The organism is Streptomyces sp. DSM 15324, assembly GCF_001514285.1.
GTDB lineage: Bacteria > Actinomycetota > Actinomycetes > Streptomycetales > Streptomycetaceae > Streptomyces.
Map to the genome: position 1 here is coordinate 239,961 of NZ_KQ949033.1, position 18,443 is coordinate 258,403.

Annotated in this window: 21 protein-coding genes; 9 read left to right on the forward strand and 12 right to left on the reverse strand. The window is 73.8% G+C overall.

Annotation, left to right across the window (positions count from 1 at the left end):
• Window positions 1-152 precede the first annotated feature (152 nt).
• On the forward strand, window positions 153-893 hold the full coding sequence (locus AQJ58_RS30890; protein WP_067256090.1) for a class I SAM-dependent methyltransferase: 741 nt from the start codon (window positions 153-155) through the stop codon (window positions 891-893).
• 9 nt (window positions 894-902) lie between these two features.
• On the opposite strand, the gene AQJ58_RS30895 is transcribed toward AQJ58_RS30890, so the two are convergent.
• The 3 genes from AQJ58_RS30895 to AQJ58_RS30905 are packed head-to-tail and all read right to left on the reverse strand — an operon-like array spanning window position 903 to window position 2,814.
• Window positions 903-1,529 carry a YigZ family protein gene (locus tag AQJ58_RS30895; protein ID WP_067256092.1) on the reverse strand — a complete coding sequence of 209 codons (627 nt, stop codon included), beginning with the start codon at window positions 1,527-1,529 and terminating at the stop codon, window positions 903-905.
• Between the two features lie 32 nt (window positions 1,530-1,561).
• A complete protein-coding gene (locus AQJ58_RS30900) occupies window positions 1,562-2,104 on the reverse strand; it encodes a SixA phosphatase family protein (protein ID WP_067256094.1) in 543 nt (180 codons plus the stop codon).
• Complete coding sequence (locus AQJ58_RS30905; RefSeq protein WP_067256096.1) at window positions 2,101-2,814, reverse strand: hypothetical protein; 714 nt, start codon at window positions 2,812-2,814, stop codon at window positions 2,101-2,103. The genes AQJ58_RS30900 and AQJ58_RS30905 overlap by 4 nt, the downstream gene beginning before the upstream one ends.
• A gap of 116 nt (window positions 2,815-2,930) precedes the next feature.
• On the opposite strand from AQJ58_RS30905, the gene AQJ58_RS30910 reads away from it, so the two are divergent.
• Both AQJ58_RS30910 and AQJ58_RS30915 read left to right on the forward strand, forming a co-directional pair.
• Complete coding sequence (locus AQJ58_RS30910) at window positions 2,931-3,338, forward strand: CoA-binding protein (RefSeq protein ID WP_067256098.1); 408 nt, start codon at window positions 2,931-2,933, stop codon at window positions 3,336-3,338.
• Window positions 3,339-3,566: 228 nt separating this feature from the next.
• Window positions 3,567-4,778, forward strand: a complete 1,212-nt coding sequence (locus AQJ58_RS30915) for a 4-hydroxybenzoate 3-monooxygenase (protein WP_067256100.1) — start codon at window positions 3,567-3,569, stop codon at window positions 4,776-4,778.
• 23 nt (window positions 4,779-4,801) lie between these two features.
• Here AQJ58_RS30915 and AQJ58_RS30920 read toward each other — a convergent pair whose 3' ends face one another.
• Entirely contained in the window at window positions 4,802-5,161 is a 360-nt protein-coding gene (locus tag AQJ58_RS30920) for an ArsR/SmtB family transcription factor (RefSeq protein WP_067256102.1), read from the reverse strand.
• A 62-nt stretch (window positions 5,162-5,223) separates the two neighbouring features.
• Between AQJ58_RS30920 and AQJ58_RS30925 the strand changes: the two genes are divergently transcribed.
• Window positions 5,224-6,363 carry a cation diffusion facilitator family transporter gene (locus AQJ58_RS30925; protein ID WP_067256104.1) on the forward strand — a complete coding sequence of 380 codons (1,140 nt, stop codon included), beginning with the start codon at window positions 5,224-5,226 and terminating at the stop codon, window positions 6,361-6,363.
• A 162-nt stretch (window positions 6,364-6,525) separates the two neighbouring features.
• Here AQJ58_RS30925 and AQJ58_RS30930 read toward each other — a convergent pair whose 3' ends face one another.
• Both AQJ58_RS30930 and AQJ58_RS30935 read right to left on the reverse strand, forming a co-directional pair.
• A complete protein-coding gene (locus tag AQJ58_RS30930; RefSeq protein WP_067256106.1) occupies window positions 6,526-7,080 on the reverse strand; it encodes a YbaK/EbsC family protein in 555 nt (184 codons plus the stop codon).
• Between the two features lie 43 nt (window positions 7,081-7,123).
• A complete protein-coding gene (locus tag AQJ58_RS30935; RefSeq protein WP_079079340.1) occupies window positions 7,124-7,729 on the reverse strand; it encodes a helix-turn-helix domain-containing protein in 606 nt (201 codons plus the stop codon).
• 57 nt (window positions 7,730-7,786) lie between these two features.
• On the opposite strand from AQJ58_RS30935, the gene AQJ58_RS30940 reads away from it, so the two are divergent.
• Window positions 7,787-8,644, forward strand: a complete 858-nt coding sequence (locus AQJ58_RS30940; RefSeq protein ID WP_067256109.1) for an EamA family transporter — start codon at window positions 7,787-7,789, stop codon at window positions 8,642-8,644.
• A gap of 1 nt (window position 8,645) precedes the next feature.
• Here AQJ58_RS30940 and AQJ58_RS30945 read toward each other — a convergent pair whose 3' ends face one another.
• Window positions 8,646-9,410 (reverse strand): acyltransferase, encoded by a 765-nt coding sequence (locus AQJ58_RS30945; protein ID WP_067256111.1) that lies wholly within the window; start codon window positions 9,408-9,410, stop codon window positions 8,646-8,648.
• 183 nt (window positions 9,411-9,593) lie between these two features.
• Here AQJ58_RS30945 and AQJ58_RS30950 point away from each other — a divergent pair, with 183 nt between their 5' ends.
• A complete protein-coding gene (locus AQJ58_RS30950) occupies window positions 9,594-10,124 on the forward strand; it encodes a gamma carbonic anhydrase family protein (protein WP_067256113.1) in 531 nt (176 codons plus the stop codon).
• 60 nt (window positions 10,125-10,184) lie between these two features.
• Here AQJ58_RS30950 and AQJ58_RS30955 read toward each other — a convergent pair whose 3' ends face one another.
• Together AQJ58_RS30955 and AQJ58_RS30960 are read right to left on the reverse strand one after the other, a co-directional pair.
• Complete coding sequence (locus AQJ58_RS30955) at window positions 10,185-10,826, reverse strand: DedA family protein (RefSeq protein ID WP_067256115.1); 642 nt, start codon at window positions 10,824-10,826, stop codon at window positions 10,185-10,187.
• Window positions 10,827-11,287: 461 nt separating this feature from the next.
• On the reverse strand, window positions 11,288-11,725 hold the full coding sequence (locus AQJ58_RS30960) for a DUF4442 domain-containing protein (protein ID WP_067256117.1): 438 nt from the start codon (window positions 11,723-11,725) through the stop codon (window positions 11,288-11,290).
• A 122-nt stretch (window positions 11,726-11,847) separates the two neighbouring features.
• Between AQJ58_RS30960 and AQJ58_RS30965 the strand changes: the two genes are divergently transcribed.
• Window positions 11,848-12,933: a DUF8017 domain-containing protein gene (locus AQJ58_RS30965; protein ID WP_067256118.1), complete on the forward strand. Its 1,086-nt coding sequence runs from the start codon at window positions 11,848-11,850 to the stop codon at window positions 12,931-12,933.
• A gap of 84 nt (window positions 12,934-13,017) precedes the next feature.
• Window positions 13,018-14,322, forward strand: coding sequence for an MFS transporter (locus AQJ58_RS30970; RefSeq protein WP_067256120.1), 1,305 nt, complete (start codon window positions 13,018-13,020; stop codon window positions 14,320-14,322).
• An 11-nt stretch (window positions 14,323-14,333) separates the two neighbouring features.
• Here the strand turns inward: AQJ58_RS30970 and AQJ58_RS30975 are convergent, their stop codons facing one another.
• The 3 genes from AQJ58_RS30975 to AQJ58_RS30985 all read right to left on the reverse strand — a co-directional run bounded on the left by AQJ58_RS30975 (window position 14,334) and on the right by AQJ58_RS30985 (window position 17,400).
• Window positions 14,334-15,125, reverse strand: a complete 792-nt coding sequence (locus AQJ58_RS30975; RefSeq protein WP_067256301.1) for a spermidine synthase — start codon at window positions 15,123-15,125, stop codon at window positions 14,334-14,336.
• A gap of 108 nt (window positions 15,126-15,233) precedes the next feature.
• On the reverse strand, window positions 15,234-16,403 hold the full coding sequence (gene tuf, locus AQJ58_RS30980; protein ID WP_067256122.1) for an elongation factor Tu: 1,170 nt from the start codon (window positions 16,401-16,403) through the stop codon (window positions 15,234-15,236).
• A gap of 268 nt (window positions 16,404-16,671) precedes the next feature.
• Window positions 16,672-17,400: a DNA alkylation repair protein gene (locus AQJ58_RS30985; protein ID WP_067256303.1), complete on the reverse strand. Its 729-nt coding sequence runs from the start codon at window positions 17,398-17,400 to the stop codon at window positions 16,672-16,674.
• A gap of 49 nt (window positions 17,401-17,449) precedes the next feature.
• Here AQJ58_RS30985 and AQJ58_RS30990 point away from each other — a divergent pair, with 49 nt between their 5' ends.
• The gene (locus AQJ58_RS30990; RefSeq protein WP_067256304.1) at window positions 17,450-18,238 is read left to right on the forward strand and encodes a TVP38/TMEM64 family protein; all 789 of its coding nucleotides are present in this window, start codon (window positions 17,450-17,452) and stop codon (window positions 18,236-18,238) included.
• Window positions 18,239-18,443 lie beyond the last annotated feature (205 nt).

Sequence of the window (18,443 nt, forward strand, 5' to 3'; positions counted from 1 at the left end):
TAACGCCTTGGGCACCCGCCCCCTCACCGACGGCACCTTTTGCCCGCATACGACAACGACTCGCCCAAGTCGGACCGTTTCCGCATGATTCACGGTGGCACCGACGGCAAAACCGTTGGACAACTCCCGTCCCCCCGGCGACCGTTGACGGAATGGATCAGGAGCAGATCTGGGACGCGGACACCGCCCGACGTTACGACACCCCCGGTACCGGGATGTTCGCGCCCGAGGTGCTCGGGCCGACCGTGGACCGGCTGGCCGCGCTCGCGGACGGCGGGGCGGCGCTGGAGTTCGCGATCGGCACCGGGCGGGTGGCCGTACCGCTCGCCGGCCGCGGCGTACCGGTGACCGGCATCGAGCTGTCCCGCCCGATGATCGGGCAACTGAGGACAAAGGCGGACGAAAAAGCGATCCCCGTGGTGGTCGGCGACATGGCGACCACCCGGGCGCCGGGCACGTACACCCTCGTCTACCTGGTCTTCAACACGATCTCCAATCTGCTCACCCAGGCCGAGCAGGTCGCCTGCTTCCGCAACGCCGCCCGGCACCTGGCGCCCGGCGGACGGTTCGTGATCGAGCTGTGGGTGCCGGAGCTGCGCAAGCTGCCGCCGGGGACACCGGCGACGGTCTGGCGCTCCGAGCCCGGGTACATCGGTCTGGACACCTACGACGTCCTGCGCCAGCACGTCGTCTCGCACCACTTCCGGTTCGGCGAGGAGGGCCGCGAGGCCCGGCTGGAGCGCTCCCCGCACCGCTACGTCTGGCCCGCCGAGCTCGACCTCATGGCCGAGCTGGCCGGGTTCGAGCGGGAGAGCCGGCACGCGGACTGGTCGGGGGCCGAGTTCACCGCCGAGTCGCGGTCCCACGTGTCGGTGTACCGGCTGCCGGAGTAGGCCGCCCCGTCAGGCGTCCCCGTACGCCTCGCCGCCCAGCTCCAGCAGTGCCGTCCCGGCCGTGGCGTCCGCGAGCCAGGCGCGGAAGGCGTCCACGTCGGCGTCCGGGAGGCCGATCTCGAGGGTGACCGCCTCGCCGTAGCGGACGTCCCGGACCGCGCGGCCGGTGGCCCGCAGATCGTTCTGGACCTTGCCGGCGCGCTGGTGGTCGACGGTGACGGTGGCGAGGCGGAAACGGCGGCGGGTGAGAGTGCCGAGCGTGTCGAGGGCCTCGCCCACCGCGCCGCCGTAGGCGCGGATCAGTCCGCCGGCACCAAGCTTGACGCCGCCGTAGTAGCGGGTGACGACGGCGACGACGTACCGCATGTCCCGACGCAGCAGCATCTGGAGCATCGGGACCCCCGCGGTGCCGCCCGGTTCACCGTCGTCACTGGCCTTCTGGACGGCGGCATCCGCGCCGATCACGTAGGCCCAGCAGTTGTGGGTGGCGTCGGCGTGCTCCTTGCGCACGGACGCGATGAACGCCTGGGCCTCCTGCTCGGTCGCCGCGGGGGCGAGGGCGCACAGGAAGCGCGAGCGGTTGACCTCGGTCTCGTGCACGCCCTCCCGGGCCACCGTGCGGTACTCGTCCTGCATCCGGCCACCCTATGCGCCGGCCGGGCCCGCGCTCAGCCGGCCTTCTTCCACCCCCGGGGCACGAGCATCGAGGTCAGCAGGGCGGTGCCGGGGCGCAGGGCTCGCCAGTCGGCTCCGTGCCAGGCCAGCACGGCGATCGCCGAGGTGGGGAACTTCAGCCGTACCTCGTCCAGCGCGTGGTCGACGTCGTCCCCGGCGAGCTCCAGGACCAGCTCCTCCAGCCCCGGGTTGTGGGCGACGAGCAGCAGCGTCCCGATCCCCGCGGGGGTCTCCCGAACCACGTCCAGCAGCTCCGGCACGTCGGCCGCGTACAGGCGCGGGTCGTGGCGGACCGGGGGCGGGGCGTCCAGCTCCGCGGAGGCGAGCTGCCAGGTCTGGCGCGCGCGTACGGCGGTGGAGACCAGCGCGAGGTCGGGCACGCAGCCGGCCCCGGCGAGGGCGCGGCCCGCGGCGGGGGCGTCGCGGCGGCCGCGGGCCGCGAGGGGCCGCTCGTGGTCGGGGACGCCGTCCGGCCAGTCCGACTTGGCGTGCCGCAGCACCACCAGCCTGCGCGGTGCTCCGTCCTGTGCGCTCATGAGGGGGCTCCCAGATCGCGGGTGAGATCGAGGCCGAGGAGGCGGTCGGCGTAGGCGAACGTCTCGAAACGGGCGCCGTACGGCAGCTCCGGCCCGGCGTCCTCCACCCACCGCAGCACCGCCAGCACCTCCGGTACGTCCAGGTCGTCCTCCCAGGCGGTACGGAGCCGTCCGCGCACCTCGTCCGGGACGGGCCGCGAAGGCTGCCTCGCCCAGTCGGCGACGGCTCTCCGCCAGCGTACGAGGGTCCCGCCGGCCTCGCCCAGCACAGCCGCATCCAGCCGGACGGGGTCGGTGCGGGGCCGGGACAGCAGGGCGAGGCGCAGCGCGGCGGGATCGTCCGGGACCGCGCCCTCGACCCCGGCCACGGCGATCCGCACGCCGTCGGGCTCCGGGCCGCCCTCCGCCACCACGTGCAGGATCTGCGCCTCCCCCACCCCGGCGCCCAGGCCCTGGCCGTCCTCGAAGGGATGCATGCCGAGCGCGGCGGCGCCGGACCGCAGCTCGGCCTCCTCGCTCCCACCGGTGAACAGGGCCCACACGGGCGTCCCGCCGAGTTCCAGCGCCCGCACCAGCACGTCGGCGACGAGCAGGACCCGCAGCGATCCCGCGCCGTACCGGGAGGCATGCGCCTGTACGCGGGTCAGACCACGGCGGACGGGGGCGGCGACGACGGCTTCGCCGGTTCGGGCGTCGATGATGCGCAGCACGAGGCGAGCCTAGGGGGACGGTCGGGGGTTCGCAGGCAGGGAGCCGGAATCAGGGGTACGCGTGGCGCGTTGGACTGACGGACAGGTATGGTGCGCGACCCCACGGGAGGCCGACGGTGTACGGCGACGAGGCGACGATCCGGAAGATTCTCACCGGGCTCGGTGACACCTGGGCGGTGGTGGGGCTGTCGACGAACCAGCGGCGCGCGGCGTACGGCGTCGCGGAGGTGCTGAAGCGTTACGGCAAGCGGGTCGTGCCGGTCCATCCCAAGGCGGAGACGGTGCACGGCGAGCAGGGCTACGCCTCCCTCGCGGACATCCCCTTCGAGGTGGACGTCGTGGACGTGTTCGTCAACAGCGACCTCGCCGGTGCCGTCGCGGACGAGGCGGCCGCCAAGGGCGCGAAGGCGGTGTGGTTCCAGCTCGGCGTCGTCGACGAGGCGGCGTACGAGCGGACGCGCGCGGCGGGTCTGGAGATGGTGATGGACCGCTGCCCCGCGATCGAGATTCCGCGCCTGGGCTGACGCCCCGACCGGGCGGGGCCGGGTCCGCCGGGCTTCCCGGGCACGCCGGGCGCTCGTAGGCCCCGAAGGCGATCCGCGGCGGCCCGCACCTGTGCCACGCCACACCCCTTCCTGCAACCGCTGTCGCGCGGCGGCCCGCAGCACCGACGCCCGCACGGCTGCAACGGGCAACGCGGGTCGCCGCTGCGCCCGGGAGGTCCCGGCAGCGGCCCGGTCGATAATGGCCGGGTGACCACCAACTCCCCCTCGTTCCAGCGCACTCGGGTCGTCATCGTCGGCGCGGGTCCCGCCGGCCTCACGGTCGGGAACATCCTGCGGGCCGCGTCCGTCGACTGCGTCGTCCTGGAGACGGAGAGCCGTGCGTTCATCGAGCAGCGGCCCCGGGCCGGCGTCATCGAGGAGTGGGCCGTCAACGAACTGCGGCGACGGGGCCTGGCCGACTTCCTGCTGGCGCGCGCCCAGCGCCACACCGCCTGCGAGTTCCGCTTCGGCGGCGAGCGGTACCGTTTCCCCTACGGTGATCTGACCGGTCGTCATCACTGGGTGTACCCGCAGCCGTTGCTGGTGACCGACCTGGTCCGGGAGTACGTGGACGTACGGGGCGGGGACGCCCGGTTCTCGGTGCGCGACGTCGAGTTGCGCGACCTGGACGGCGGGCACCCCTCCGTGTCGTACACCTGCGGGGACAGCGGTGAACGACGCATGCTCGCCTGCGAGTTCGTGGTCGGCGCCGACGGAGCGCGCGGGGTCAGCAGAGCCGCGATGCCGCCGGGGCACGCCCGGACCGCGCGGCACGACTACGGCGTCGCCTGGCTGGCGCTGCTCGCCGAGGCGCCGCCGTCCTCCGACTGCGTGCTGTTCGGCGTGCACGAGAACGGGTTCGCCGGGCACATGGCCCGCAGCCCCGAGATGACCCGCTACTACCTCCAGTGCCCGGCCGGCGACGACCCGGAGAACTGGCCCGACGACCGGATCTGGTCCGAGCTGCACGTCCGGCTCGCGGGCGGCGCCGGCGCGCAGGCGCTCACCGAGGGCCCGCTGACCGAGAAACGGGTGCTCGCCCTGCATGACTACGTGGTCGAGCCGATGACCTACGGGCGGCTCTTCCTGGCCGGTGACGCGGCCCATGTGGTCGCGCCGATCGCCGCGAAGGGCATGAACCTCGCCCTGCACGACGCGTTCCTGCTCGGCGACGCGCTGGTGGCGTATCTCGACGGCGGCGGCGGCGAGGGCCTGGACGGCTACTCGGAGGCGTGTCTGCGGCGGGTGTGGGACTACCAGGAGTTCTCGCAGTGGCTGTCGGAGGTGTACCACGGGACGGCCGCCAAGGATCCCTTCCGCGCGGGCACGACCTTCGCCCGGCTGCGCCGCCTCTTCACCTCACCGGTGGCGGCCGCGGCCTTCGCCGAGCAGTACCTCGGGACGGCCGAGCACTACTGACCGGGCGGGCACTCCGGCGCGGATCAGTCGTGCACCGGGGTGTCCCCGAGCCGGTGGTCGGCCACGTTCAGGGCCTCGGCCACCAGCCGGCGCAGATGGCCGTCGGAGAGGGAGTAGACCACCCGGCGGCCCTCCTTGCGGGTGTGCACGAGCCCGGCCAGCCGCAGTCGGGCCAGATGCTGGCTGACGGCCGGCCGGGCGGCCCCGCACACCTCCGTCAGCGTGGTCACATCGGCCTCGCCCGAGGTCAGCGCGTGCAGCAGGGTGAGCCGGGTGCGGTCGCCGAGCAGGGCCAGCAGCTCGGCGGCGAGCGCGAGCTGCTCCTCGCCGGGGGTGCGCGGATGCGCATGGTGCGCAGGTGATAGGTGCATGCGTGCGCTCATACGCACATAATGGCGGCGGGGGTGGACGCGCGTCCACCCCGGCGCGAGCGGAAGGGACCGACGTGAGCGAGCGGCACGACCACGGGCACGGGCATGGGCACGAGGACGGGCACGGTCACGGGCACGGCCACGGCCACGGCCACGGCCACGGCCACGGCCACGGACAGCATCACGGACATGCGCACGAGCATCCACACCACCGCTCCTCCGCGGCGTCCTCCCTGCGGCACCGGCTCTCCCATCTCCTCACCCCGCACTCCCACGAGAGCGCCGACAAGCTCGACGCGGCCCTGGAGTCCTCGGCCCGGGGCCTGCGCGCGCTGTGGGTCTCGCTGGCGGTGCTGGGCGTCACGGCGGCCGTCCAGGCGGTCGTGGTGGTGCTCTCGGGCTCGGTGGCCCTGCTCGGCGACACGGTGCACAACGCGGCGGACGCGCTGACCGCCGTACCGCTGGGCATCGCGTTCGTGGTGGGCCGGCGGGCGGCCACCCGCCGCTTCACCTACGGCTACGGGCGCGCGGAGGACCTGGCGGGCCTCGCGATCGTGCTGACCATCGCCGCGTCGGCGGCCTTCGCCGGGTGGACGGCGGTCGAGCGGCTGCTGGACCCCCGGCCGGTCGAGCACGTCGGCGCGGTCGCGCTGGCGGCGCTGGCCGGTTTCGCGGGCAACGAGTGGGTGGCCCGGTACCGCATCCGGGTCGGCCGCTCGATCGGCTCGGCGGCGCTCGTGGCGGACGGGCTGCACGCCCGCACGGACGGCTTCACCTCACTGGCCGTGCTGCTCGGCGCGGGCGGTTCGGCGCTGGGCTGGCAGCTCGCCGACCCGGTGGTGGGGCTGGCGATCACGGCGGCGATCGCGCTGGTGCTGCGGGACGCGGCGCGGGAAGTGTTCCGGCGGGTGCTGGACGCGGTCGACCCGGCACTGGTCGACCGGGCCGAGCGGGCCCTGCTGGAGGTCGACGGGGTGCGCGGGGTGGGCGAGTTGCGGCTGCGCTGGATCGGGCACCGGCTGCGCGCCGAGGTCGCGGTCGTCGTGGACGGCGAGGCGACCGTACGCCGGGCGCACGCGATCGCCGTGCACGCGGAGCACGCGCTGCTGCACGCCGTCCCCCGGCTCACTGCGGCCCTGGTCCACGCGGACCCGGCCCCGCTGCCGGGCGAGACCGATCCCCATCTGCCCCTCGCCCACCACACGACTGCCTGAGAACACCGCCGGCCCACGCGCGGGACAGTCAGGCCCCCGAGCCCGCCCGCACCACCGCACCACCGCACGCGGGACGGTCCAGACAGCCGAATCCGCTCCGGCACCACCGCGCGCGGGACGGTCAGACCCCGAGTCGGCCCAGCACCCCCGCGCCCCGGACCCTCAGACCCCGAGCCCGTCCAGCACCACCGCGCCCGGCAACTCGGCGAACGCCTTGCCCGGGACGAGGAGCTTGCCGCGTCGGCGTCCGCTGCCCACCAGGACCCAGGGCAGGTCGACCACGGCCGAGTCCACCAGGACCGGCCAGGCGGCGGGGAGACCGATCGGGGTGATCCCGCCGTACTCCATGCCGGTCTCGCCCACCGCCGTGTCCATCGCCGCGAAGGACGCCTTGCGGGCGCCCAGCTGACGGCGGACCACGCCGTTGACGTCGACGCGGGTGGTGGACAGCACGACACACGCGGCGAGGGTGGTGTCCCCGCCGCGCCTGCCGGCGACGACGACGCAGTTCGCGGACTTCTCCAGCAGGTCCCGGCCGTAGTGCTCGACGAAGACCGCCGTGTCGGCCCACTCCGGGTCGGTGTCGACGTAGAGGATCTGGCCGGCGGGCACGCTGCCGCCCCAGTGGCGTACGGCGTCGGCGACCGGGATGGTCAGCTCGTCGAGGCAGTCGGGGGCAGGGGTGGCGGCGTCGAAGTCTCCGATGGGTGCGCGCATGCCCGCACGCTAACAAGATCCGTCCGGCTCGGGTGCCGGCGTCTCAGCGCACGGGCGGGACCGAGACGGCCAGCACCCACTCGGCCGGGACCTCACCCGAATTGCCGTAGCTGTGCGGGGCGTTGGCCTCGAAGGTGACGCTCGCACCGGCCGGGACACGGTAGTCCTCGCCCTCGACGGTGAGCGTCAGCTCGCCCGCGACGACATGGATGATCTCGAACGTGCCCGCCGGGTGCGGATCCGAGGAGCTGCTCTCGCCCGGCATCAGCTTCCACTCCCACATCTCCAGCGGGCCGGGCGCCTCGGCGCCGGCGAGGAGTCTGCTGTAGCTGCCGGCCTCGGTGTGCCACAGCCGCACGACCTGGTCGGCCGGGACGACCCGCACCTGCGGTCCCTGCGCGTAGTCGAGCAGGGTGGTGACGCTGACGCCGAGCGCGTCCCCGATCTTGACGACCGTCCCGATGCTCGGGTTGGTGCGGGCCTGCTCGATCTGGATGAGCATGCCCCGGCTGACCCCCGCGCGGGCCGCGAGCACGTCCAGGGTGAAGCCGCGCACCGCGCGCCAGTGCTTGACGTTGCGCGCCAGGGACTGGGTCAGCAGGTCGAGATCCGCCACATTCCGTCCAATATTCTGGATGACTAAGTTCATTGTATTGCACTACCGTGGATGTACCCGATGGTCCATCGAACTGTACTGCGAGGCACCGTGACCGCACTCTTCGCCCTGGCCACCAGCCTGCTGTGGGGCCTGGCCGACTTCGGCGGCGGGCTGCTGACCCGCCGGGCCCCCGCGCTCACGGTCGTCATGGTGTCCCAGTCCCTCGCGACCGTCGTCCTCGGCGTGATCGTGCTCGCCACCGGCGGCTGGAGCGAGGCCGGCCCCCGGCTGTGGTTCGCGGTCGCCGCCGGGCTGGTGGGCCCGGTGGCCCTGCTCTCCTTCTACCAGGCCCTGGCCCTCGGCCCGATGGGCGTGGTCTCCCCCCTGGCCACCCTGGGCGTGGCCGTCCCCGTCTCGGTCGGCCTGTTCCTCGGCGAGCGCCCCGGCCTCCTCCAGGTCTCGGGCATCGCGGTCGCCGTACTGGGTGTGGTCCTGGCGGGCGGCCCGCAGCTGCGCGGCGCGCCGGTGCAGCGGCGGGCCGTCCTGCTCACCCTGGTCGCGGCGCTCGGCTTCGGCACGGTGTTCGTGCTGATCACCGAGGCGTCGACGAGCCCCACCGGCCTGTTCCTCGGCCTGTTCGTGCAACGCCTGACCAATGTGGCGGCGGGCGGGGTCGCCCTGTACGCCGCCGTCCGGCGCGGCGCCCCCGCGCTCCCCGAGGGCGGACTGCGGCTCTCCGCGCTGCCGGCGTACGGGTTCGTCGGGCTCGCCGACGTCGCCGCCAACGGCACCTACGCGGTCGCCGCCCAGCACGGCCCGGTCACGGTCGCCGCCGTCCTCGCCTCGCTCTACCCCGTGGTCACGGCCCTCGCCGCCCGCGGCTTCCTGCGCGAGCGGCTGCGCCCGGTCCAGGCGGCCGGCGCGGGGCTGGCCCTGCTCGGCACGCTGCTGCTGGCGACCGGCTGAGTCAGCTCCCGGGCTCCAGCCGCGCGAGCCGCTCCACGGTCTCCTCGTCCAGTTCGGCCAGCGCGACCAGCTGGTCCGAGGTGACCCCGTCCGGGATCGGGACGGGCGCGGGCGTCCGCAGCGGCGGCTGCCAGCCCTCGACGGGAGTCCAGCGTCGTACGACCTTGGCGGGCGCGCCCGCGACGACGGAGTGGTCGGGCACGGTCCCGCGCACCACGGCCCCCGCCGCGACGACGACGTTCCGCCCGATCTGCGCCCCCGGCAGGATCACCGCGCCGGTGCCGATCCAGCAGCCGGTCCCGATCCGCACCGGCTCCATGCGCGGCCACTGCTTGCCGATGGGCTCGTGCGGGTCGTCGTAGGAGTGGTTGGTGGACGTCACGTAGACGTACGGTCCGAAGTAGCAGTCGCTGCCGATGGTGACCGTGGTGTCGGCGATGACATGGCTGCCGCGGCCGAGGACGACACCGTCGCCGATGCGCAGGATCGGGTCGGGCCCGAGATCGAGATCGGGCATCAGACCGGCCGTCAGCGTGACCTGCTCGCCGACTATGCAGTGCGAGCCGATGTGGATCCAGGGTTCGCCGAAGACCGTCCCCAGCGGGAAGGCGAGCCGGGTCGCCGGGCCGATCGAGCCGAAGCGCAGCCGGCCGGGGCGTTCGGCGGTCACGGAGCCGCTGCGCTGCACCCACGCCCAGCCCGCGTGGACGGCGCGCTGCACGAGGCGGCCCCGCCAGGATGAGAACGTGTTCTTGCGCTTCGGCACCCGCTCACCGTACTCAGCGCGCGCTGCCGGGATACGGCCCCGGGCCTGTGATCTTCGCCCCACCGGCTGGCGTACGGTACGACGGACACGCGGGCATGAATCCATGACCATGAGGCCGTCAGGCCATGAGACATGAGGCCATGAGGCATGAGGCCGTGAGGGCGTAAAGGAGACGGTGAGACGGTGACGACGCACAAGGCGCTGATCGTGGGCATCGGCGGCAGGGAACCGAAGGTCGACGCGGAGGCGTTCGTGGCGCCGATGGCCTCGGTCATCGGGGACGTGACGCTGGAGGCGGGGGCGAGCGTCTGGTACGGCGCGGTCGTGCGCGGGGACGTCGAGCGGATCACCGTCCGCCGCGACGCGAACATCCAGGACAACGTGACCCTGCACGCGGATCTCGGCTTCCCCGTGACGGTCGGTGAGCGGGTGTCCGTCGGCCACAACGCGGTCGTCCACGGCGCGACCGTCGGCGACGACTGCCTGATCGGCATGGGCGCGACGGTCCTGAACGGCGCGGTGATCGGCGCGGGTTCCCTGGTCGCGGCCCAGGCCCTGGTCCCCCAGGGGATGGAGGTACCGCCGGGCTCCCTGGTCGCGGGCGTCCCGGCGAAGGTCAAGCGGGAACTGACGGAGGAGGAGCGCCAGGGCGTCACGCTCAACGGCACCCTCTACGCGGACCTGGCCAAGGCACACAGCGAGATCCACGGGTAGGCCGGCCGGCCCGGGGGGCGCGGGGACCGGCGCGACCAGCCCCACCAACCCGCGCCCTGACTACTCCGCAGCCCCCACGGCCTCCAACTCGGCCTCCCGCGCAGCGCGCTTCGCCTTGCGCCTGATGACGAGGAACGACGTCAGCCCGATCAGCACGGCCGCCACCAGCCCCAGGTACGAGAACCTCTTCAGCCAGGACTCCGCGACCACGCCCACGTAGTAGATGACGGCGGTGGTCCCGCCCGCCCAGATGATCCCGCCCAGCACGTTGGCGATGAGGAACTTCCAGTACGGCATGTGCAGCACGCCCGCGAGCGGCCCGGCGAAGATCCGCAGCAGGGCGATGAAGCGGCCGAAGAACACGGCCCACATGCCCCACTTCTCGAAGGACCGCTCGGCCGTGGCGATGTGCCCCTCGCCGAAGTGCTTCGGGAACTTCCTGCCCAGCCAGGCCAGCAGCGGACGTCCGCCCTTGCGGCCGATGGCGTAGCCGATGGAGTCACCGATCACCGCACCGGCGGAGGCGACCGCCCCGAGGACGAACGGGTTGACCCCGCCGTGCTGGGAGGACAGCAGCGCGGCCGAGACCAGGATGATCTCGCCGGGCAGCGGGATGCCGAGGCTCTCCAGCCCGATGACCAGGCCGACCACGGCGTATACGGCCGCCGCGGGCACCGTGTCGAGCCACTCCTGCACGTGCACGGGCGGGCCTCCCCTTCGACATTCCCTCGGACGTTCCTCGAACATCGCCTGCTGCCGGGAAGCCTACCGGTTGGCCCCGGCGCGACCGGGCCCGTGGCGGAGCGGGCCGCACCGCGGACCGGGGAGCAGGGGTCCGGACTCGGTGTCGTCTTCTCCGGCCGCCGCTACGACACGGCGACAAGGCGGACTATCTGCGCACGGTGGTCCGACCGGCCTGGGACCGTCCCGACCTCGGACCGGCGTTCACCGCCTGGCTGAAGGAGTTCATGGCGTCCCTGGAGCCGGGCGGCGGGGCGGGCACGCCCGGCACGACCGGCACGACCGGCACGACCGGCACGACCGGCACGACCGGCAAGGAAGCCGAGGAGGCGCGGGAAGCCGAGGAAGGACCGGAAGACGGCGGCGTACGCCACGAGCCGGACACGGCCGCACCCCGGGCCCGGGTCACCCGCCCGCGCCGCTCAGCCGTTGGGGCGCAGAGTCCACACGACAGTCATCTCGCCGGTGACCGCGCCGTCGGCGCGCCGGATCTCGATCCGCACCGGGAACTCGGGACGCGCCCCCGCGTCCAGTTCGGCGACGACCTCGGCGGCCGGGCGGCCCAGGGTCGCGGTGGCGGTGACGGCCCCCATCGCGAGCTTCCGGTACGCGATCTCGGCGCGCACGGCGAGCGGCACCGCACGCGAGAGCTGGTCCCCGAACGCGGCCAGCACGATCGCGCCGCTGGCGGACTCGCCGAGCGTGAACATCGCACCGGCGTGCGGGCCGCCCACGTGGTTGTGGAAGTCGCCCTGGTCCGGCAGGGCGACCACGGCCCGGTCCCGGCCGGTCTCCACGAACTCCAGGTTGAGGGTCCGGGCCATGGGCACGGTGGCGGCGAGCATCTCGCCGATGGACATCTGGTCAGCGCTCATGCCGCGATGTTACCCACGAGTAGCCCACCTGGCCAGGGTCGGCCCGCCGGGTCCCGGCCAGGGGCGGTGGCCACGGCGCGTCCGGGTCGGCACTAGGGTTTCAGGCCATGTGGCCAGGAAACCAGCCGCCCGGGGGAGAGCAGAACCCGCAGGCGCAGAACAATCCGTACCAGCAGCCGGGATACCAGCAGCCGAATCCGTACCAGCAGCCCGGCTATCAGCAGACCGGGCAGCCGGGGCAGACCGGGCAGCCGGGGCAGCCCGGCCCTCCGCAGCCCAACCCCTATGGCCCGCAGCCGCAGTGGGGTGCCCCGACGGCCGTGGGCGGCCCTCAGCCCGCACCCGGCGGTGGCGGTGGCGGCGGCGGAAACCGCACGAAGCTGGTCGCCGTCATCGCCGCCACGGCCGTGGTCGTGGCCGCCGCTGTCACCGGCTACCTGGTGCTGGGCGCCAAGGACGACGGCAAGGGCGAGGCGGCCAAGGGCAGCGAGAGCGCCTCGGCGTCCGCGTCCGCCGCCACGTCCACCGGCACGGGCACCGGCACCGGCACCGACGACAACCCTCGTGACAACGAGGAGGAGAAGGCGACGATCTCGGGCTGGAAGGTCGTGGTGAACCCCAAGTGGGGCCTCGCCTTCGACGTGCCGGCCGACTGGGAGGTCGAGAAGCCGGGCGTCGGCCGCGGCTTCGAGTGGGAGGACAAGAAGGAGCCCAGCGGCTACGGCTCGATCCTGATGTCGGGGGTCGCCGAGTACAAGTCCAAGTGGTGCGGCACGGACAGCGACAAGGACGGCAAGACCGACTACACGGCGCTGGCGATGGTCGGCACCAAGGGCGCCGAGGGCGCCAGGAACACCGACGAGATCGCCGTCAACACTCCGGCGTGGTGGGTCTTCGGCGGCTACACCGAACCGGACAAGAAGAGCCTCACCTTCGACGAGAAGGCGACGCCGTTCACCACCGCCTCCGGCATCGAGGGCAGCTACGCCTGGGCGCAGTCGACGAACACCCCCCAGAAGGGCAAGTGCGACAGCGACGGCAAGGCGATCACGTTCGGTTTCAAGAACTCCAAGGGCGACTACGTGTCGTGGAACTGGTTCGGCGCCAAGGGCGTCAAGGACGAGGTCCCGAAGGCGACGGTCATGCAGATCCTGAGCACCGTGCGCTGGCACGGGGAGCCCGTGGCGAACTGAACCGACGGCCGGACACCCGGGGACGCATCGGACGGGCCGTTAATCCGTTTGGCCCGTCGGGGGCCGGGCGGGGATAGTCGGCCGGTGACCCCACCCGCCGACACTCCTCGCCGCCTGCGCAAACCCGCCTGGGCGGGCCGCAATTACAGCCTGCTGACCGCTGCCGCGTTCGTGACGAACCTGGGCAGCCACGGCGCGCTCGTCGCCGCCGCGTTCGCCGTCCTGGAGTCGGGCGGCGACGGCGGTGACGTGGGGCTGGTGGCCGCCGCCCGCACCCTGCCGCTGGTGCTGTTCCTGCTGATCGGCGGCGCGGTGGCCGACCGGGTGCCCCGGCACCGGGTGATGGTCGCCGCCAACGCCCTGAACTGTCTCTCGCAGGGCGCCTTCGCGGCCCTGGTGCTGCTCGGCGAGCCCCGGCTCTGGCAGATGATGCTGCTGACCGCGCTGGGCGGCACCGGCCAGGCGTTCTTCTCGCCCGCGGCCGAGGGCATGCTGCTGTCCTCCGTCCGGGGCGAGCAGGCCGGGCGGGCGTTCGCCGTGTTCCGGATGGCGATGCAGGGTGCCGGCCTCGGCGGCGCCGCCCTCGGCGGCGCGCTGGTCGCCGTGATCGGCCCCGGCTGGGTCCTCGCGGCGGACGCGGCCGCCTTCGCGCTCGCGGGCTGCCTGCGCTCCCTCCTCGACGTACGGGACCTTCCCGCGCGCGAGGCGGGCGGCGGGATGGTCGCCGACCTGCGGGAGGGCTGGCAGGAGTTCCGGAGCCGGCCCTGGCTGTGGGGCATCGTCCTGCAGTTCTCCCTGGCGAACGCCGTCGTGGCCGCGGCGGACGCGGTCTACGGCCCCCTGGTCGCCCGCGACCACCTGGGCGGGGCCGGCCCCTGGGGACTGGCCCTGGGCTGCTTCGGCGCCGGCACGGTGGTCGGCGCGTTCCTGATGACCCGCTGGAAACCCCACCGCCTCCTCCTGGTCGGCACCCTCTGCGTCTTCCCCCTGGCCCTTCCCTCGGCGGCCCTCGCCGTACCGGTGCCGATCGGCGCCCTGTGCGCGGTGATGTTCACCACCGGGGTGACGGTGGAGGTGTTCGGGGTGTCCTGGATGACCTCGCTGCACCAGGAGATCCCCGAGGACAAGCTCTCCCGCGTCTGTGCCTACGACTGGTTCGGTTCGGTGGCGATGGTTCCGGTCGCGACGGCGCTCGCGGGGCCTGCCGAGGCCGCCTTCGGGCGGACGGCCGCCCTGTGGGGCTGCGCCGCCCTGGTCGTCGTGGTCACGGCCGCGGTCCTGTGCGTGCCGGACGTACGGAACCTGACCCGACGCGGTGCGAGGCCGGTGACGGGTGGGAGCGCGGCCGTGGACGGCGCGCCGGAGGGCGAGCGGAGTCCGGCGCGCTGAGGCCGGCCCGGTCAGCCGATGCCGAACGCCCCGTCCGGTGGCTCGGGGGACGGTACGGCGTCCTCGTCCCGCACCGGACGCGCGTCGCCGATGAACCGCCGTACCCCGGGGCCGTGCTCCACCCGGGCGGGGAACGCGTCCGCGGCGGTGCGGCGGGCCAGGGCGGTCACGTCGAGGGGGTGGTGCGTGGCGACGAGGACCGCGTTGCCGAAGCGGCGGCCGCGCAGCACGGCCGGTTCCGCGATGAGCAGGAGTTCCTCGAACACGGCCGCGAAGGTGGCCAGTTGGGAGCGGAGGAAGCCGAAGGGTGCCGCGTCGGCGAGGTTGGCGAGGTAGACGCCGTCGTCCCGCAGCACCCGGCCGGCCTCCCGGGCGTAGGCCAGGGAGGTCAGGTGCGCGGGGACCCGGGAACCGCCGAACACGTCCGCCACCAGGACGTCGGCGGAGTCCCCGGGCGCCGCCTCCAGCCAGGCGCGGGCGTCGGCCGGGTGCAGCGCGACGCCGGAGCCGGCCGGGAGCGGCAGGTGCTCGACGACCAGCTCCAGCAGCGCCCGGTCGGCCTCGACGACATCCTGCCGGGAGCCCGGCCGGGTGGCGGCCACGTACCGGGGCAGGGTGAGCGCCCCGCCCCCGAGGTGCAGCACGTCCAGCGGCTGACCGGGCTCGGCCACGACGTCGAGCACATGCCCGAGGCGGCGCGCGTACTCGAACTCGAGGTGCTCCGGCTCGTCGAGATCGACGTACGACTGCGGCGCCCCGTCGACCGTCAGCAGCCAGGCCCGCTCCCGGTCGACGTCGGGCATGAGCTTGGCGGTGCCGTGGTCGACGGCGCGGCTGACGGGTAGGGACTCCACCCGCTCATTGTGCCTGGTGGGCAGAGCCGCCCAAGGGGCTCGGGGGGCGGCCCCCGCTCACAGCACGGCCGTCACCGTGCCCGCCCCCACGGTCCGCCCGCCCTCCCGGATCGCGAACCCCAGCCCCGGCTCCAGCGGCATCTCGCGCCCCAGCTCGACGGTCACGTCGACCCGCTCCCCCGGGCGCGCGAACCCCGCCGCCCCCAGGTCCACGTCCCCCACGACGTCCGCCGTGCGCAGGTAGAACTGCGGCCGGTAGCCGGTGGCGATCGCCGTCGTGCGGCCCCCCTCGCGGGCGGAGAGCACGTACACCTGCGCGGAGAACCGCCGTCGCGGCACGACGCTGCCCGGCGCCGCCACCACGTGTCCGCGCCGTACGGCGTCCCGTGGCACGCCCCGCAGCAACAGCGCCACGTTGTCCCCGGCCTGGGCCTCCCGCATCGGCTTGCCGAAGGTCTCCAGGCCGGTGACGACGGACTCCAGCCCGGCGCCGACCACGTCGACGCGGTCGCCCACGCGTACCGTGCCGCGCTCGACGGCACCGGTGACGACGGTCCCCCGCCCGGTGATGGTGAGGACGTTCTCCACGGACAGCAGGAACGGCGCGTCCAGGTACCGCTCGGGCATCGGCACGTACGTGTCCACCGCGTCGAGCAGCGCGTCGACCGACGCCGTCCAGCGCGGGTCGCCCTCCAGGGCCTTCAGCCCCGACACCCGTACGACGGGGACGGCGTCGCCGCCGTAGCCGTGCGCGGTGAGCAGGTCGCGGACCTCCAGCTCGACGAGTTCGGCCAGTTCGTCGTCGGCCCGGTCGGCCATCGTCAGCGCGACGACGACGTGGTCGACGCCCACCTGCCGGGCGAGCAGCACGTGTTCGGCGGTCTGCGGCATGATCCCGTCGAGCGCGGAGACGACGAGGATCGCCCCGTCGAGCTGTGCGGCGCCGGTGACCATGTTCTTGACGTAGTCGGCGTGGCCCGGCATGTCGACGTGCGCGTAGTGCCGGGTGTCGGTCTCGTACTCGACGTGCGCGATGTTGATGGTGATGCCGCGGGCGGCCTCCTCGGGGGCGCGGTCGATGCGGTCGAAGGGCACGAAGGTGCCGGTGCCGCGGTCGGCGAGGACCTTGGTGATGGCGGCGGTCAGGGTGGTCTTGCCGTGGTCGACGTGGCCCATGGTGCCGATGTTGAGATGCGGCTTGGTGCGTACGTACACGGTCTTGGACATGGCGGTACCTCGAAGCGTCTGCGTGGAAGATCTCCGTGGGGAGAGGGGACCCCGGGGGGAACCGGCCGACCCTCCCCCTGCGGGGTCCGCCGGACGATCCGGGGAGGGTCAGCTTCGGGTGCCGTCGACAGCGGCCGGGTGCGGCGGGACGGCAGCCTTCGGAGCATCCGCGACGGCGGATGCGACGAGGACGAAGGCGTACCGGAACATGGTCCCGATCCTCTCCGATGGTTCGTTCGGCGTCGAATGGTTTTCGGGCGGCGGGGAGTCAGCCCCCGGCGCCGATGTTCCTGAGCGCCTCACGCACCGTCAGTGGGGCGAAGCGGCCGCGCTCGCGGGCGAGGAAGCCGCGGACGGCCTCCGGGTCGGTCTTGGCGTACTCGCGCAGGCACCAGCCGATCGCCTTGCGGATGAAGAAGTCCGGGTGGCCGGACTGGCGCAGGCAGTAGGCGAAGAGGCGTTCGGCGTCGGTGCGGTCCTTGCGGCGGAGTTGGTGCAGCAGGGCCGTGCGGGCGACCCAGAGGTCGTCGTCGGCGATCCAGTCGTCCATGGTGGCGGTGAGCCGGGGGTCGGCCGCGACGAGGGCGCCGACGACGTGTGCGGCGAGCGGGTCGACCGTGTCCCACCAGGAGGCCGTGGTGATCAGCCGGCGGACGACGGGGAGGAAGGGCGACGAGCAGCGTCCGGCGTGCCGGCGCAGGTAGTCGACGGCGAAGTAGTGGTACTCGCGCTCCGGCAGGGCCCAGCAGCGCAGCGCGACGGCCGTGCAGTCGGTCTCCGTGGGCCGGGGTGTGCCCGCGAGGACGGTCCGGGACAGGGCGCGGCGCTCGGGGGTGGGCAGGCCCAGGAAGGGGGCCACGTCCTTCATGTAGGCCCGCATGGCGTCGGCCCGGACGGGGTCGGCCGCGCCCGCGTACACGGCGGTGAGGCGCTCCAGCAGGGTGTCGGCGAGGGCGCTGCGAGGTACGTCGTCGGTGGCCGGGCCGGTGACGGTCATGAGAGGCACCATACGGCGATCACACATGTCCGTCGGCTACTGTCGCGGGATGCTCGATGCCACCACCCGCTCTGGGGGCACCGCCGCGGCCACTCCCCGGGCCGCCGCCACGGAGCTCCTGGTTCCCGTGCCCCTCGTCACCGCCACCGCGCCCGCGCCCGCCCGTCCCCTGGCGCGCCTCGGCAGAGTGCTGCTGTCGCCCTGGTCCCGGTTCGCGCTGCTCGTCGCCCTGCTCGCGCTGGCCGGTTCGAGCGTGCTGCTGTTCGAACCCCAGAAACTCCTCGCGGACGGCTGGCCGCCCCAGGTGGGCGGGGTGACGGCCGCCGTGGTGTTCGCGGCGGCGTACGGGCTGTGCACGGTGGCGTTCGTACCGCGGCCGCTGCTGAACCTGGCGGCGGGGGCGGTGTTCGGTTCGGCCGTCGGGCTCGGCGCGGCTCTGGTGGGCACCGTGCTGGGCGCGGGGCTCGCGTTCGGCCTCGGCCGGATGCTGGGGCAGGACGCGCTGCGGCCCCTGCTGCGCGGCCGGCTGCTGAAGGCGGCGGACGGTCAGCTGAGCCGGCACGGGATGCGGTCGATGCTGGGGGCGCGGCTGTTCCCGGGGCTGCCGTTCTGGGGGGTGAACTACGCGGCGGCCGTCTCCCGGATGCGCTGGACGCCGTACCTGGTCGCGACCGCGCTGGGCTCGATCCCGAACACGGCCGCGTACGTCGTCGCCGGCGCCCGGGCCTCGGCCCCGACGTCCCCGGTCTTCCTGATCGCGCTGGCCTCGATCGCCCTGCCGACGGTGGCGGGCGCGGTGATGGCCTGGCGCAAGCGCCACCACCTGCGTCGCCGGTGAGCCGTCACACCGAATCGGGCATCCTCGCTTCGGCCGGTCCGCCCGCTCGCACCTCGGGAACCCTCGCTTCGGCCGGTCCGCCCGCTCGCACCTCGGGAACCCTCGCGTCGGCCGGTCCGCCCGCTCGCACTTCGTCCTTGCCCGCGGTGACGTTCCCCTCGCTCCGGGGGAAGCGGGCGGCGCACGCCGGGTGGCAGGCACCGGA

What these genes read in the sequence shown, in the direction of transcription:
- AQJ58_RS30935 (WP_079079340.1), bottom strand. Translation starts at nt 7,729, where the DNA reads ATGAACTTAGTCATCCAGAATATTGGACGGAATGTGGCGGATCTCGAC.
- tuf (WP_067256122.1), bottom strand. Translation starts at nt 16,403, where the DNA reads ATGTCCAAGACCGTGTACGTACGCACCAAGCCGCATCTCAACATCGGC.
- AQJ58_RS30990 (WP_067256304.1), top strand. Translation starts at nt 17,450, where the DNA reads ATGCTCGATGCCACCACCCGCTCTGGGGGCACCGCCGCGGCCACTCCC.
- AQJ58_RS30960 (WP_067256117.1), bottom strand. Translation starts at nt 11,725, where the DNA reads ATGTCCATCGGCGAGATGCTCGCCGCCACCGTGCCCATGGCCCGGACC.
- AQJ58_RS30965 (WP_067256118.1), top strand. Translation starts at nt 11,848, where the DNA reads ATGTGGCCAGGAAACCAGCCGCCCGGGGGAGAGCAGAACCCGCAGGCG.
- AQJ58_RS30920 (WP_067256102.1), bottom strand. Translation starts at nt 5,161, where the DNA reads ATGAGCGCACGCATGCACCTATCACCTGCGCACCATGCGCATCCGCGC.
- AQJ58_RS30930 (WP_067256106.1), bottom strand. Translation starts at nt 7,080, where the DNA reads ATGCGCGCACCCATCGGAGACTTCGACGCCGCCACCCCTGCCCCCGAC.
- AQJ58_RS30900 (WP_067256094.1), bottom strand. Translation starts at nt 2,104, where the DNA reads ATGAGCGCACAGGACGGAGCACCGCGCAGGCTGGTGGTGCTGCGGCAC.
- AQJ58_RS30985 (WP_067256303.1), bottom strand. Translation starts at nt 17,400, where the DNA reads ATGACCGTCACCGGCCCGGCCACCGACGACGTACCTCGCAGCGCCCTC.
- AQJ58_RS30890 (WP_067256090.1), top strand. Translation starts at nt 153, where the DNA reads ATGGATCAGGAGCAGATCTGGGACGCGGACACCGCCCGACGTTACGAC.
- AQJ58_RS30895 (WP_067256092.1), bottom strand. Translation starts at nt 1,529, where the DNA reads ATGCAGGACGAGTACCGCACGGTGGCCCGGGAGGGCGTGCACGAGACC.
- AQJ58_RS30975 (WP_067256301.1), bottom strand. Translation starts at nt 15,125, where the DNA reads ATGCCCGACGTCGACCGGGAGCGGGCCTGGCTGCTGACGGTCGACGGG.